Source organism: Thermaurantimonas sp., from assembly GCF_046299575.1.
In the GTDB taxonomy this organism is placed as follows: domain Bacteria; phylum Bacteroidota; class Bacteroidia; order Flavobacteriales; family Schleiferiaceae; genus Thermaurantimonas.
Genome location: NZ_JBKBHX010000004.1, coordinates 120,202 through 134,995 on the forward strand (window position 1 = coordinate 120,202; position 14,794 = coordinate 134,995).

General features: G+C 46.3%; 11 protein-coding genes. 4 read left to right on the forward strand and 7 right to left on the reverse strand.

Annotated elements, in window-relative coordinates; genetic code table 11:
• Positions 1–9 precede the first annotated feature (9 nt).
• The gene (locus ACK4EX_RS07005) at positions 10–861 is read right to left on the reverse strand and encodes an MBL fold metallo-hydrolase (RefSeq protein ID WP_124398271.1); all 852 of its coding nucleotides are present in this window, start codon (positions 859–861) and stop codon (positions 10–12) included.
• 45 nt (positions 862–906) lie between these two features.
• Here ACK4EX_RS07005 and ACK4EX_RS07010 point away from each other — a divergent pair, with 45 nt between their 5' ends.
• Both ACK4EX_RS07010 and ACK4EX_RS07015 read left to right on the forward strand, forming a co-directional pair.
• Positions 907–1,845, forward strand: coding sequence for a glycosyltransferase (locus ACK4EX_RS07010; RefSeq protein ID WP_277028756.1), 939 nt, complete (start codon positions 907–909; stop codon positions 1,843–1,845).
• 109 nt (positions 1,846–1,954) lie between these two features.
• On the forward strand, positions 1,955–3,238 hold the full coding sequence (locus ACK4EX_RS07015; RefSeq protein WP_174706047.1) for an acetyl-CoA hydrolase/transferase family protein: 1,284 nt from the start codon (positions 1,955–1,957) through the stop codon (positions 3,236–3,238).
• 65 nt (positions 3,239–3,303) lie between these two features.
• Here the strand turns inward: ACK4EX_RS07015 and ACK4EX_RS07020 are convergent, their stop codons facing one another.
• The 6 genes from ACK4EX_RS07020 to ACK4EX_RS07045 form a co-directional block, all read right to left on the reverse strand.
• Positions 3,304–5,490, reverse strand: coding sequence for an LruC domain-containing protein (locus tag ACK4EX_RS07020; protein WP_124398268.1), 2,187 nt, complete (start codon positions 5,488–5,490; stop codon positions 3,304–3,306).
• Positions 5,491–5,632: 142 nt separating this feature from the next.
• On the reverse strand, positions 5,633–6,640 hold the full coding sequence (locus ACK4EX_RS07025; protein ID WP_160160570.1) for a DUF4837 family protein: 1,008 nt from the start codon (positions 6,638–6,640) through the stop codon (positions 5,633–5,635).
• A complete protein-coding gene (locus ACK4EX_RS07030; protein WP_124398266.1) occupies positions 6,637–8,217 on the reverse strand; it encodes a LysM peptidoglycan-binding domain-containing protein in 1,581 nt (526 codons plus the stop codon). The genes ACK4EX_RS07025 and ACK4EX_RS07030 overlap by 4 nt, the downstream gene beginning before the upstream one ends.
• 61 nt (positions 8,218–8,278) lie before the next feature.
• Positions 8,279–8,974: a DUF4296 domain-containing protein gene (locus ACK4EX_RS07035; RefSeq protein ID WP_277028754.1), complete on the reverse strand. Its 696-nt coding sequence runs from the start codon at positions 8,972–8,974 to the stop codon at positions 8,279–8,281.
• Positions 8,975–8,976: 2 nt separating this feature from the next.
• Entirely contained in the window at positions 8,977–10,329 is a 1,353-nt protein-coding gene (locus tag ACK4EX_RS07040; RefSeq protein ID WP_277028753.1) for a dihydroorotase, read from the reverse strand.
• A gap of 9 nt (positions 10,330–10,338) precedes the next feature.
• Complete coding sequence (locus tag ACK4EX_RS07045; protein ID WP_124398263.1) at positions 10,339–11,070, reverse strand: polyprenol monophosphomannose synthase; 732 nt, start codon at positions 11,068–11,070, stop codon at positions 10,339–10,341.
• Between the two features lie 137 nt (positions 11,071–11,207).
• On the opposite strand from ACK4EX_RS07045, the gene ACK4EX_RS07050 reads away from it, so the two are divergent.
• Together ACK4EX_RS07050 and ACK4EX_RS07055 are read left to right on the forward strand one after the other, a co-directional pair.
• Positions 11,208–12,527 carry a M16 family metallopeptidase gene (locus ACK4EX_RS07050; protein WP_409771168.1) on the forward strand — a complete coding sequence of 440 codons (1,320 nt, stop codon included), beginning with the start codon at positions 11,208–11,210 and terminating at the stop codon, positions 12,525–12,527.
• Positions 12,528–12,533: 6 nt separating this feature from the next.
• A complete protein-coding gene (locus tag ACK4EX_RS07055) occupies positions 12,534–14,609 on the forward strand; it encodes an insulinase family protein (RefSeq protein WP_409771171.1) in 2,076 nt (691 codons plus the stop codon).
• Positions 14,610–14,794: the final 185 nt, after the last annotated feature.

The window sequence follows — 14,794 nt, forward strand, 5'->3', positions numbered from 1 at the left end:
AAAAGGATGTTACATGAAATCCCTGAGTCGGTGACGCGACTTCACGCGTATGCCTTTTTCGGTCTGTTCGACCAAGGCTGTTTCGGTATAAGCGTCGTGTTCGAAAAAGAGAATCATGTTTTCTTCTAAAGCCATTTGTAGCACTTCGGCTTTCTCTTGCATGGTGAGTAGAGGTCGCACATCGTAGGCCATTACCCATGGCATGGGTATGTGATAAGAGGATGGCAAAAGATCGCCCATGTAAAAGACAGTGCCTTCAGGTGTTTTGATAATTGGAAGTATCTGAGCCTCGGTGTGACCATTTGCTACATACATTTCAATTCCCAATGGTGTAGTACTGCGCCCAGCAGGTAGTGACAGCAGGGTGAGCTGTCCGCTGTCAACGAGTGGTTGAATGTTTTCTTTCAGAAAGGAGGCTCTTTCTCGGGCATTGGGATTTAAAGCCCATTCAAGATGCCGCTCGTGTATCCAATAAACTGCATTGCTGAATGTGGGCTCGAAGCCCTTACCGTCAGCACGACGGCGAACAGCGCCACCACAATGATCGAAATGAAGATGTGTAAGAACAACATCTGTAATATCATCAGGCGAAAAACCGGCTCGGCGAATACTACCCAATAAAGTATCCTCACCGTGCAGATAATAAAAGCTGAAAAACTTTTCATCCTGTTTGTCGCCAATGCCGGTGTCGATGAGGATGAGTCGATCCCCATCTTCTACCAGTAAGCAACGCATAGCCCATGAGCACATGTTGTTTTCATCCGACGGATACACTTTGATCCACAAACTTTTAGGTACTACGCCAAACATGGCGCCCCCGTCGAGCTTAAAATTTCCTGTATTTATAACGTGTAAATACATAACCTAAAACAAAATTTGCCGTAAAATTAGTCTTAAGGTTCATCGATGACAGCCAACACTTTTAAAATATCCGCATTTTCTTTTCTGCGCAATGCCGTGTATTACGACTTACCTTTTGTTGAATCCATATTATCTGTTTTACCGATAGTAGATGAATTTGTAATTGCTCTGGCTATAAGCGACGACACTACTCTGGAAATATTACAATCGTTACATTCTGAGAAAATAAAAATTATCCACACCGATTGGAAAGTTTCTGAATTTCCAAAAAATACTGAGTACGCCCGACAGACCGATATCGCTAAAATACATTGTACTGGCGATTGGCTACTTTATGTTCAAGGCGATGAAGTGTACCACGAAGACGACTTACCAAAACTGCTTCAAATTCTTAATGAAGCCCAGTCTATTTCAGAAGCAGAGGGCATTTTGGTGCAATTTTTCCACTTTTGGGGTGATTATGAACATATACATCGGTCTCATGCTTGGTACAAAGAAGAAATTCGCCTGATTAGAAACCTACCACAAATTCACTCTTGGCGCGATGCACAGAGCTTCCGATATTATCTTAAAACTCCTACTTCAGCTACTGATTATATGTCGAAGTCGCAGTCGCGAAAGCTGCGCGTAGTGCGCTCTGATGTGCGTGTTTTTCATTATGGACATGTAAAAAAAGCAAACATTCAGCTGCGAAAGGTGCAAGATGCCCACGCAACCTACACGGGCAACAATAGAATCTCCCAAGCCTTTAATTACGGCAGGATTGCTGATGTGCCTGTCTTTGAGGGAACTCATCCAGCGGTGATGCGCGAGCGCATTCACGCTTTTATGAACTCACCGGAAAAACCAAACATCTACGACAAGCCAAATCCGGCTCTTCACAAGCACGAACGCTTCAAATACAAACTGCTTTCTTTTCTGGAAAACCGCTTTTTGGGCGGGAAAACGCTTTTCGGTTTTAAAAATTACACCTTGATCAAATAGCCTTTTTTCCTTGCCCAATGCAGTGTTAAACCGCAAAAAACTTAGAAAAATCAGTTTTGTACCTTACTTGAGCGAATACTTTTGTTAATGCAACTTAACATACATTACAATGAGATATGTATCGCCAGCTGAGGCTGTATCAGTCGTTAAATCAGGGCAAAGAGTTTTTTTACACGGCAGTGCTGCCACTCCCCAAACACTTATAAAGGCACTAGCTGCTCGCAAAAATGAACTTGAAAACGTAGAACTCATCAGCATATCTACTCTGGGCGAAATGCCCCTTGCTGCCCCTGAGATGGAAGGGCATTTTTACATCAACTCTCTTTTTGTATCGGCCAACATTCGCCAGGCAGTCAATAGCTCAAATGGAGATTATATACCCATCTTCTTGAGCGAGATAAGCCGCTTGTTTGAAATGGGCATCCTGCCGATCGATGTTGCCTTTATCCACGTATCACCTCCCGATAAACACGGCTTTTGCTCGTTGGGTACCAGTATAGATGTGGCTCGATCAGCCGTTCGACATGCTAAAATGGTGATTGCACAGGTAAATCCAAAAATGCCACGAACACATGGCGATGGCATCATTCACTCAAAAGACATTCACATGGCTGTGTGGTGCGAAGACGAACTACCTGAAGTTGACTACCGAAAAGAAATAGGCGAATGTGAAATAAAAATCGCGCATCACATTGCAGCCTTAATCGATGATCGCTCGACTATACAAATGGGTATAGGCAGTATACCCGATGCCGTGCTTATGGCTCTTACGAATCACAAAGATTTAGGCATACATACTGAAATGTTTTCGAATGGGGTAATGGAGCTGATGCGCAAAGGTGTAATCACGAATGCGTACAAAAAGAAGCATCGAGGTAAGGTGGTGAGCACCTTTGCTATTGGAGGTCGCGAGTTGTATGATTTTATGGATGATAACCCATCGTTTCGCTTTTTGGAAGCCAACTATGTGAATGATGGGGCAGTGATACGGCAAAATCCGAAAATGGTATCCATCAATTCAGCTATTGAAATCGACTTGACAGGCCAGGTTTGTGCTGATTCAATTGGCACCTATCAATTCTCAGGTGTAGGCGGTCAGATGGATTTTATGCGCGGGGCTGCGCTTTCTGAAGGTGGAAAACCCATCATTGCAATTGGTTCTACTACGGGTAAGGGGCTGAGTAAGATAGTGCCTACACTGCGGCCAGGGGCTGGTGTAGTTACTACTCGAGCACACGTGCACTACGTAGTGACTGAATACGGAGTAGCCTACCTGTATGGAAAAAATTTGCATCAGCGCGCATTAGCCCTTCGCGACATTGCTCACCCTGACCACAGAGAGATGCTTGACAAGGCTATTTTTGAACGGTTTAAATTAAAAAAACTCGCTTAAATATCCATCCAAAAAAAACCCGCCGGCTACTTACCGTCGGGTTTTTTTAAAAGGCTTTTGTGTTTCTATGGGGTATAGACCTTAGCCGTGTTCACATTACTACCATTGTCGGTATACCAGAGTGGGTATACATTACCTCCACTCTGTGCCCAGGGTACAAACTGATAGTACACATTTACTATATCTTCTTTTTCAATGGGATACTGCCAAATCTCAGGAATTTCGATCGCCCACGGCAGGCCGGTTTTACTGGTGTAGTTAAGAAATCCAACTGTTCCGGTATTGTCGTCGATAGTGCCAAAGAGGGCTGTATTAGCCAGGCTAGTAGGCGCATATCCCGCAAGATGTACCTCACGTCCACGATTTTGGTTTACGACGATGAATGGGTTGATATCACCAAAGTTTAGAATCGGAATGGGTGTAGCAAAATTGATAGTTATCTGGCGCTCAATTGGAGCTACAAACGTTTGGCTCGGAACAGTGTTAACGAAGGGAGAACCTGGATTGGGTAATGCTGTGAAAGCATTGTCAAAAAAGATTACCACTGCCTTGTTTTGACCAAGCTCAGTGCCATTAGGAGCATTGTTTGTAAAGCCGTTCAATAACTGTCCGCTGACTGATTGAATGGCAGAGGGAGCAAAGTCGAATTGGATACCGAAAGCATTGCGTTGAGAGGCTCCTATGGCTACCACCTTGTAGTTCACAAACATTTCAACAGCACTCATATTGGCGTTGAGCACAGTTTTGGTTCTAGCGTGGAGGACAAGGTCATTAAAGTCAAAGTCACCGTAAGCTGGCCATAGGTCTTCGAAAGCCCAAGTTACGTAACCAGTTTGAGAAGGATAATAGAGATTGTATGCGCGAAGTGGATCGTTGGGATATTCGTCGATGTTGTCGGGCACGCCATCGCCGTCGGCATCAGCGATAGCTGGTGTGCCAAAGCCCTCGGGATTACAAGGTGAAGTAGGGATGAAGTTGTTACAACCGATGCTGGCTGGCGGTACGATAGCACCATTGTTAGCCACAATATTGTTGGCACAAAGTTCCACATTACCGGCTATGCCCCCCGAACTGTTTATGGTAAGCGGGCCAGGAATTACGATGCTTGAAGTAGTTCCATAGGCCTGAATCACTTTGTTAAAGTAAGTGTTTCCGGTACCTCCTTTGATCATGGCCCCGTCATAGAGAATGATGTTGCTGCTTGAGTTCACGTACAATTCGTTGTTGCAGCGCATGTATGAGCAGTTTTCCAGTTTGCCGTTGAAGTGGAAATTGTTGTTAGCTGTCATGGAGCAATAGTTGGTCACATCAGAAGAGCTGTTGAAGTGAATGGTATTGCCTGAGGCGACCTTGCCATGGTTGAGGAATTTGTTGTTGATATTGATGTTGGAGGTAACGTTTATTTCTCCGTAGTTTACGATATCAGATCCAGAGTTGCAGTTAAATTGGCCGTTGATGGTGAGGATACCCTGATTGTAGACCTTTCCGTTAGGTGAAAAACTTGAAGTAATGTTTACATTATTGCTCCAGTTGCGAAAGGCGGATGTGTTTCCATTGAAATTGATGTTGCTCGCTGTAACGGTAGCTCCCGGGTTGATTTCAAGAGATGCATTAGAGCTGGCATTGAAGTAAGAAAAATTCACAGCAGCACCCGAGCAAATGCGCACTTGCACGTTGCCACCGATGTTAAATCCACCAGTGAAATTACCTGTGATACAGATAATCTCATTGTTCCAGAAATTTCCGTTGTAATTGCTTTGATTGTTGAGCGTAATAGTGCAGCCTGTGCAGCCATTTGGGTTGATCTGTGTTTTGCGTTGAGGGCGACCAAGTTTTTTAAAGGTGAAATTGACTTTACCCTCATGCACCGTAGCTACACGCATGTCGCGAATGCCATTCGGGTAATTAACTACTACATAGGCCTCTTTTAAAGCTCGATTTACTTTGGCTTTAACGGTTTTTGTTTCATTCTTCGCCACAATCACAACGGCTTTTGGCGATGTACCTGCGCTGGGGAAGCGGTCGAAAAGTTCTACTTTATACTTATTGTTGCCAAACATCTCGTCGTCGATTGTAGCAATGAATTCGATTTCTTTGGTAGCCGAAAAATCAAAACCTTCAGGAACTTTGAGTTCTTTCATTGATGTAACTGAAGAAGGTGGGTCTATGTCTGTTTTGTTATCTTTCTTACACTGATTAAAAATGTTCAGTGAAATGATGATAATGGCTGTTAATTGAACAAATTTTTTCATGATGCACGTGGTATTCCTTTCCACATATTTTCGAAACTGTTATGCCAATAATACATCTTCTTGATTTTCAGAATTATTAACAAAATCCGGTTTAAAACAGATTTCCCAGTAGCGGAAAATGAGTTTAAAATTTGGAAAAAAATTATTTTAAATCAATGCTTCGGGCGATGACTTCCATTTCCATGAGCATGTTGCGCTTGTTTTGGCCCACAGCCTGCATAAAAGCATCGATAAAAACCATCAGTTTGCGGTCTTCATCAAAGAGGACGAGGGTATAGAAAGGTCCGCCAAGAAAATCGTTGACCGATTTAAACAATCCGCGCATTTCGGTAGTGAGTCTTCCATTGAGGTTGTAAGTGCGGCTCAAAGGTCTAATCGTAGTATCTACTACCGTGTAACTACCTGGACGCGAAGCTTGTGTGTGAAGGATGGTGAGTGAGTCGCGTATCTCTATGATTTTCCATTCGTCAGGCAACTCTCCATCTGGGTCCCAGGGACGCGTGTGTACCATGATGACATGGTGGGTTTTAGCCGATTGTGCGAAATACATGCTGAAGTTGTCTTTGTGCACCACACGCGAATAGCCAGGTGGCATTAGGATTTTGAGTTTTTGGTTTTTAGTAGCGTCTTGCCACTTGGCACCTGATTTCAACAAAGTGAGACGCGTACTCTTAAGGTCTTGGGCTCTGAACTTTTCAAAGATTTCTCGACGGTGACGGGCAGTGAGATTGTAAATATCCTGAAAAGTGGTGTAGGTAATCAGAGCAACATTTTGTGGCTTAGCATACAGATTTCTAAACCAACGAAATCGAGCAGTGTCTGATTCTTCGACAACGATGATGGCTTTGTTGCGCTGTATGACGTTTTTAAAGTTTGCAGGATCAACCCGCATGATCGAAAAATATGGCTCAGGCTGTGGCAGGCCGGGCTGTGGGCGGAGAAGCTCATTTTTTAGTGGATTCAAGGCGCGTGAATTCCACACTTTTTCGGTACACACAAGTATTACCTCACATCTAGCACCGGTGCTCGAGGGTAAAATTTTGGTTTGTTCACTTTTAGAGGGTTTAGAGCTTTCGCCTTCTTTGGCCGATTGACAGCCTACGAAGAGCAAAAAAGCTATGAGTATGAGGGCTGCAGAGGATCGCTTCAATTGAGGTAGATTTTCAATTTCATTCCAGACTTGAGGTCGCGAGCATTCTTCAGGTTGTTCCATGCCATTAGATCTTCAACACTCACACCTTCATAACGCTTGGCAATGCTGTAGAGTGTGTCGCCAGGATTGACTCTGTAGTATTCCACTTTTCCTTCTGATTTCTGTGGTTTTGGTGAGCTGTCGCTATGATGCCGTATCACAGGAACCGCAGTAGGATTCGAAGTATTAGCAGTGGTATTAAAAGCAGTAGCACTTTGTACAGGTGCGGCAGCAGGTGTTGTTGTGCGTTTGTAAATGGTGAGTTTTTGATTGGCATAAATGTTATTTCCCTTTAGTTTATTCCAAGCGCGTATGTCAGACATACTTACATTGTAACGACGGGCTATGGCACCAAGTGATTCACCTCTCTTAACCTTGTGAACAATGCGCGTGCGCTGAGTGAGGTCGGGTGTGTCGTCGCCAGGCTTCAGGCGGCTTGCGATTTCAGTATAGCTTCTGGTATTTTCACGCAAAAAGGCGTATATAGTGTCTTCGTTGGCGATAAAAAGTCCCCACTTATGGCGCGGAAGGGCAACGAAGTATTGGTCGCGGTCATTGGACGGAACGATATTCTGGCGGTATTGTGGATTAAGGAATGAAAGTAAATCGATGGGCATGTCGAGAATTTCAGCTAAATGACGAAGGTCAATAGGCTCTCGCACGACTACGGTGTCGAGATCGTAGAAAGTAATGGCCGGTTCAAGGGGATAGATGCCGTGTTCGTGGGCGTAATTAATTACATAATTCACTGCGATAAAGGCCGGCACATAACCGGCCGTTTCGCGTGGCAGATAGGGTCTTAGTTCCCAGTAGTTGGTCTTACCTCCACTGCGACGTATGGCTTTAGTCACGTTGCCGGGGCCAGAGTTATAAGCTGCGAGGGCAAGGTCCCAATCGTTAAACCAGCGGTGTAGTTGTCGCAAGAAGCGGGCTGCTGCTTCGGTCGATTTATAAGGATCGTTTCGCTCATCTACATAACTAGTGATTTGCAAACCCATAAGCTTGCCGGTGGAGTAGATAAATTGCCACAAGCCTTGGGCTCCGGCTACTGAAGTAGCTCTTGGGTTGAGTGCTGACTCCACCATAGCGAGGTATTTGATTTCAAGGGGCATGTTGTATTTGTCAAACACCTCTTCGAAAATGGGAAAGTAGAGCTGCGACAGGCCCATCATTCGGGCAACGAGCTGAGGCTTTCGCAAGTACATCTCGATGTATTGTCGCACCTCGCGATTGTATGTGAGGCGAAGAGGAGTTTGACTATTTAGCCGGCGTATACGAGTTTCAAATACACTGTCGGGTATCTGGCTGACGTCGGGGTTATATTCCTTGGTGCGCACTACAGTTTGGTCGCTCTTAAAAAGATTCAGTTTAAAAAGTTCGTCGAGGGCTTTGGCAAAAGGGTCGTCGCTTATATCAAGTCGAAAGGTAGTAGAGGAATCTTGGTAAATGACCAAACTGTCGTTTACATCGACTTGCGCTATTGAAATGATGGGTAACAAAAGGGGAAACAAAGAGAGTAGAATCCTACGCAGCATTGTAAAAGATTGATTTCAGAAAGATTATGGGCAAATTTAGAAAAAGGAACGCAAGATTCGGCTAAAAATTGCCTTCATCAGGCGCTTGGGGAGAAGGGTTAGGGACGTTTTCAGATTCTATTTGTTTTTTCTGCAAAATTTCGATGGTGCGATCGTACACTTGAGAGAATAAATCGGGATATTGGGTATAAAAGTAGTGCGAGCGACGATATTGCTCATCGGTGACGCAGTGTTTTTCAAAGATGCGGGTGTAGTAATCTTTCATGTAAGCATTTTCGGCGTAGAGGACGCGATCGCCAACGCGACGACCTTCGAGTTGGTGGATGTCGGCCAACAAAGCTGCCATGGCTTCGCGGTCGAGCACGTCGGGTGGAACTTCAACTCTCACGCATGATGTAGCTACCAGATGTAGGATAATAAGAATGGTTAATAAATTCAGTGAATTAAGGTTTGCTAACCTATGAGGTGTGTATGTGACTGAGCTGCGAGCACCTGACCCGCGTGAAGTGGATGGTGTGCGCCCGAAGCGGAGCGTAGGGCGGTGCGAAGGCAAGGCTTGCACTGCCGAAGCACGGGAGCGAAGCGGACCACGGAATACACCGACCCAGGCGAAGGCGCAAAAGCTCCTTGCCTGGGCAAGCCCTATGGCGAAGGCGCAAAAGCTCCTTGCCTGGGCAAGCCGTGCAGCGAAGGTGCTCAAGTGCCAAGCCTGGCGTACGCCCAAATGAAAAAAATTAAAAAATTTAAATCTATTCATATTCAATCGCGGGCAAACTCAAGGGCGCGGGCGTTGCGGAAAGGGTAAACTTTTCCGTTTTCATACATGAGTGCGCCATTGACAAAGGTGTGGGTAACGCGGGCTTTGAAATTGACCCCTTCGAAGGGCGACCAGCCACAGGAATAGAGCAAACTGTCGCGGGTGACCGTGTGTGGCATGGCGGGGTGCACGAGCACCAGGTCGGCGTAATAACCCTCGCGAATGTAACCGCGGTCTTTAATGCGAAAGAGAATCGCAGGGTTGTGGCACATCTTCTCAACCATCCGCTCGATGGTGATTTTGCCTTTTTTAACGAATTCCATCATGGCGATGAGGCTGTGCTGCACGAGTGGACCTCCGGAAGGTGCATCTGCATAGGGACGACTCTTCTCTTCGATGGTGTGAGGCGCATGGTCGGTAGCAATCACATCGATGCGGTCTTCGAGTAGGGCCTTCCAAATAGTCTCGCGGTCTTGAGCTGTTTTAATGGCTGGGTTCCACTTGATGAAGTTGCCCTTGTCGGCGTAATCTTCGTCAGAAAACCAAAGGTGATGAATGCAAGCTTCGGCAGTAATGCGCTTCTTGGCAAGAGGCAGGCTATTGTCAAACATCATGGCCTCTGCGCCCGTGCTGATGTGATAGACGTGAAGACGCGTATTGTACTGGCGGGCAAGTGAAATAGCGTATTTTGAGGAAAGCAGGCATGCCTCCTCAGAACGAATGAGGGGGTGGTGCCTCGGTGTAAGGTGCTCACGGCCCCCAGCTTCGGCAACATATTTTTCGAAGTTGCGACGAATAGTTTCCTCATCCTCGCAGTGTGTAATGACTAATAAAGGAGAGTCGCGAAAAATGGCGTCGAGGGCTTCGGCATGGTCTACCAGCATATTGCCTGTGCTTGAACCCATGAAAACTTTGATTCCCGCAGCTCGAGAGGTGTGCGATTTTTTGATTTCTTCGATGTTGTCGTTTGTAGCGCCAAGGTTAAAGCCAAAGTTGACCCAGCTTGTGCGCTCGGCAATAGCGTACTTGGCATGAAGAGCTTCGATGGTAGTAGCCGGAGGTTGGGTATTGGGCTGCTCGATGTAAGAAGTAGTACCGCCAGCAAGGGCTGCACGGCTCTCGGAGTAGATAGTGCCCTTGTGCGTAAGTCCTGGTTCGCGGAAGTGCACTTGGTCGTCGATCACGCCAGGGAGCAGGTACTTTCCCATGGCGTCGATTATCTTAGTATTGGCATTTGGAGGAGTAATAACGCGGTCAATTCGGGCGATGCGATCGCCCGTGATGAGCAAATCGGACTCAAAGGTTTTGCCTTCGTTTACGATTTTAGCGTTTTTGATAAGGATATGTTTGGCCATGGGGTAACGTCAAAACGGTTTGAATATGCTTCTAAGCTTGAGTTTGATTACGCCGAAGATGGCTTCTTTGATGATGCCTTTCGACATTTTAGAGGTTCCATTGCTTCGATCGGTGAAAATTACTGGGATTTCGCGGATGGCAAACCCCTTTTTCCATGCAATGTACTTCATTTCTATTTGAAAGGCATAACCAATAAAGCGAACTCGATCGAGGTTTATGGACTCAAGTACTCGGCGAGCATAGCACTTAAAGCCGGCTGTGGCATCGTGTACAGGCAGGCCGGTAATGAGGCGTACATACTTTGAGGCAAAATAGGAAAGCACCACGCGCGACATAGGCCAGTTGATCACATTTACGCCTGTAACGTAGCGCGAGCCAATGGCCAAATCGGCTCCGCCATCTCGGCATGCTTCGTAGAGGCGTAGTAGGTCTTGCGGATTGTGAGAAAAGTCGGCGTCCATTTCAAAGATGTAGTCGTAGCGGTGCTTTAAGGCGTACTTAAAGCCAGCGATGTAGGCTGTACCAAGGCCCTGTTTTCCGCTGCGTTCGATCAGGTGCAGCCTGCTTTCAAATTCACCTTGAAGTTTTTTTACAATGTCGGCCGTGCCATCTGGCGAGCCGTCATCTACAATTAATACTTCGAAGGGTATAGGCAGTGCCATAATGGCACGAATGATGGCTTCGATGTTCTCGGCTTCCTGATAAGTGGGAATGATGACTAATCTGCGATCTTGACTCACGGTTTAAAAAGCGGGGCCAAAGTTACATGTATCTATTCTTTTTAGCGGGAAGAATCCCAAAAGTCACTGTTCAAGTGAAAGAAACAGTGCTTTTGTTGTGTTACTTTGCACACCTATTTTATTTAACTTTCATTCAAATGAAAAAATTTTCATTGTTAATTCTACTTTTCAGTATGACGCATTTTGCCATCGGACAAACGGCTATCGACATCCGCAAAGTCGATCTTAAAAACGGCTTGCGCGTGATCATGCACCGCGACAACACCATGCCTATCGTAGCTGTAGGTGTACTTTACAAAGTGGGCTCTAAGAACGAACTACCGGGCCGTTCAGGGTTTGCTCACTTCTTCGAGCATCTTATGTTTGAAGGCAGCGAGCATATAGCCCGCGGAGAATTTATGAAGCTTATACAAGCCTCTGGCGGTGTTAATAACGCTTACACCACCCACGACAAGACCTACTACTACGAAGTGTTGCCAAGTAATCAGCTCGAGATGGCCCTGTGGATGGAAAGTGAGCGGATGCTACACGCCAAAATCGATACAGTGGGTGTGGAGACTCAGCGCGAAGTGGTAAAAGAAGAAAAGCGCCTGCGCATTGACAATCAGCCCTATATGTCGTTTCAGGAGAATCTCTTTAAACGCGCTTACAAAGTACACCCCTACAAAAGCGTGCCCATTGGCACAATGGAAGACCTGAACGCAGCTCAACTAAATGAATTTTACGACTTCTACCGCACCTTCTACGTGCCTGAAAATGCTGTGCTTGTAATAGCCGGCGACATCGAGTACGAAACCGCTGAGCGCCTGGTGCGCAGATATTTCGAAGACATACCTCGCGGAGGTCGCCCTATACCTCGCCCGAATGTGGTGGAGCCCCCACTAGAGCGCGAAATTGTTGATACTATTTACGACAACATTCAGCTACCGGCTGTATTCTTGGCCTACCGCATGCCCCCAAAAAATTCGGATGATGCACTCGCTTTAAGCCTGGTAAGCCGTTTGTTGAGCACCGGCAACAGTTCGCGCCTGCGCAAAAAGCTTGTTGACGAACAAAAAATTGCCCTCGAAGTCATCGCTTTTCCTTATGACCTGGAAGACGGAGGTCTCTTCATTACCCTAGCACTTGCCAATTTTGGCAAAGACCCCAAAGACATTATGGCAAGCATGCACGAGGAAATAGAACGCTTAAAAAAAGAGCGCATCTCTGACAGAGAATTTCAAAAGCTGCTCAATCAGTTTGAAACTCAACAAATCAGCCAAATGGGCAGTATGCAGGGCATTGCCGACCTGCTGGCTGAGTATGAAGTCTTCTACGGCGATGCTAACCTGATCAATACCATTGGCCAAAAAGTCTCTAAACTCACCCCTGCCGACTTGCAGCGCGTAGCCAATTCCTATTTTGACTCAAACCGCCGAATCATTCTTTACTATTTGCCAAAATCTTCACAACCTTAAATACTCATGAAAAAATACCTCTTAGCCATTGCAGCACTGATGATGACAGAAGTGACCCAATCACAACCGCTTGACCGCAGCAAGCGCCCAGAGCCAGGTCCAGCTCGCGAGATCCAACTTGGCGATTACAAAACTTTTACCCTGAAAAATGGCCTTAAAGTAATCGTAGTTGAAAACCACAAACTGCCTCGGCTCAGCCTGAATCTGGTACTAACCTACGACCCCGTTCGCGAAGGCGAACTTTCCGGCCTAGGCAGCATTACGGGCGAATTGATTAAAAACGGCTCAGTAAACCTACCAAAAGACAAGTTTAATGAAGAAGTCGATTTCATCGGGGCATCGCTCTCAACCTATTCCACCGGTGCCTTTATTTCTGGCTTGAGCCGTACGAATGAAAAGCTCTTCCAGCTACTGGCAGAAGTAGTGATACAACCCGCAATGAATGCTGACGACTTCGAGCGCATCAAGCTCAATACGCTTTCAGGCCTTCAATCGGTAGTCGACAATCCCTCTTCGATTCGCACGAATGTGACCAATGTGTCGTTCTTTGGAAAAGAACATCCCTATGGCGAGGTAGAAACCGAAGAAAGTGTCACAAAAATCACCCTTGACGACTGCAAGCGCTTTCACCAAACCTACTTCCGGCCTAATGTGGCCATACTGGCCATAGTTGGCGATATTAACATGAAAGATGCCCGCCGACTGGCACTGAAGTACTTCGGAAAATGGCAAAAAGGCAACGTTCCTACGGCTAAATACCCCTTCCCTGCACGACCTCAATCGCCGACAGTACATTTCAGCAATCGAAACGCATCAGTACAATCAGCCATTCACGTGGGTAACGTGATCGATCTGCCTCCCGGCCATCCAGACGCTGTGCGTATGCGTGTTGCCAATCAAATTCTTGGCGGCAACGAAGGTCGTCTCTTCCTCAACCTGCGCGAAACCCGCGGTTACACCTATGGCGCTTACTCACGCTACAACACCGATCCGCTGGTAGGTAGCTTCTACGCTTCAGCCGAAGTGCGCAACGAAGTGACTGATAGTGCCATTACAGAAATTATCAAAGAAATTCGCCGAATGCGCGACGAATTTGTAACACCTGAAGAGCTCGACCTGGCTAAAAAATTTATATCTGGCACTTTTGGTCTTTCACTCGAAAATCCGCAAACGATCTCGCGCTTTGCCATCGACATTGAGCGCTATAACCTACCCAAAGACTATTACAAGAACTACCTCAAGGCTCTAAATGCCGTAACTGCCGAAGATGTGCGCAACGTAGCGCGCAAATACTTCGATGCAGACCGACTGCACATAGTAGTAGTAGGTAAAGCATCTGACGTTGCTTCTAAGCTCAGCGCTTTCGGGCCAATCAAATATTACGATGCATTCGGTCGTGAAGTAAAAGCCACCGCAACCGCAAAGACCGATATGGCCGCCGATGAAATCATCCGTCGGTATATAGCAGCACTTGGCAGCGAATCAGCCATAAGCCGCATAAAAGACATGGTGACCGAATACAATGCTGAGATTAAAGGCATGCCCTTCAAAGCGCAACTCATCATCAAAAAGCGCTTTAGCAATCCACCCATGATGAGTAACGAAATCATCGCTGAAGGCATGGGACCACTCCAAAAAACCACTTTCGATGGCACACGCGCCCGCACTACTTCAATGATGGGCGATAGCGATATACCTGAAGACCAGCTCGACGATATGCGCATGCAAGCCCTGCTCATCAGCGAAACAGAATACCTCAAACCAGGCTTCACCCTGCGCACCACAGGCATTGAAGAAATTAACGGCCGCCCTGCATATGTAGTCGAAGTAAAAGACAAAAACGGCAAAACCACTCTAGAATATTTCGATACAGAAACCTTCCTGAAGGTTAAACAAGAATATACAATGGACACCCCACAGGGCAAGCTTAACATATTTGTAGAAATGAGCGATTACCGCGATGTAGAGGGCTTCAAAATACCTGGAAAGATCCGTCAAGGGCAGGGACCTCAAACCATCACACTCACTTTTTCAAATGCCCGCATAAATACAGGGCTAAAAGCCGAAGATTTTAAGCTGTAAAATTCCCCAAAGTCCATTTATCCAAAGCTCTGCCACACCGGCGGAGCTTTTTTTTTAGAAATGTCCCTCGCAGACTGCCCGGTCGGGCAGCAACGAGAGTCGTTATGCTCCGGGGTATGCTATGCTCCCGTGCTTCGGTACTACATTTCGCAGCCCGAGCACTACGCTAATATGTTCCCACTAAA

What these genes read in the sequence shown, in the direction of transcription:
- ACK4EX_RS07005 (WP_124398271.1), bottom strand. Translation starts at nt 861, where the DNA reads ATGTATTTACACGTTATAAATACAGGAAATTTTAAGCTCGACGGGGGC.
- ACK4EX_RS07010 (WP_277028756.1), top strand. Translation starts at nt 907, where the DNA reads ATGACAGCCAACACTTTTAAAATATCCGCATTTTCTTTTCTGCGCAAT.
- ACK4EX_RS07015 (WP_174706047.1), top strand. Translation starts at nt 1,955, where the DNA reads ATGAGATATGTATCGCCAGCTGAGGCTGTATCAGTCGTTAAATCAGGG.
- ACK4EX_RS07020 (WP_124398268.1), bottom strand. Translation starts at nt 5,490, where the DNA reads ATGAAAAAATTTGTTCAATTAACAGCCATTATCATCATTTCACTGAAC.
- ACK4EX_RS07030 (WP_124398266.1), bottom strand. Translation starts at nt 8,217, where the DNA reads ATGCTGCGTAGGATTCTACTCTCTTTGTTTCCCCTTTTGTTACCCATC.
- ACK4EX_RS07035 (WP_277028754.1), bottom strand. Translation starts at nt 8,974, where the DNA reads ATGAATAGATTTAAATTTTTTAATTTTTTTCATTTGGGCGTACGCCAG.
- ACK4EX_RS07040 (WP_277028753.1), bottom strand. Translation starts at nt 10,329, where the DNA reads ATGGCCAAACATATCCTTATCAAAAACGCTAAAATCGTAAACGAAGGC.
- ACK4EX_RS07050 (WP_409771168.1), top strand. Translation starts at nt 11,208, where the DNA reads ATGAAAAAATTTTCATTGTTAATTCTACTTTTCAGTATGACGCATTTT.
- ACK4EX_RS07055 (WP_409771171.1), top strand. Translation starts at nt 12,534, where the DNA reads ATGAAAAAATACCTCTTAGCCATTGCAGCACTGATGATGACAGAAGTG.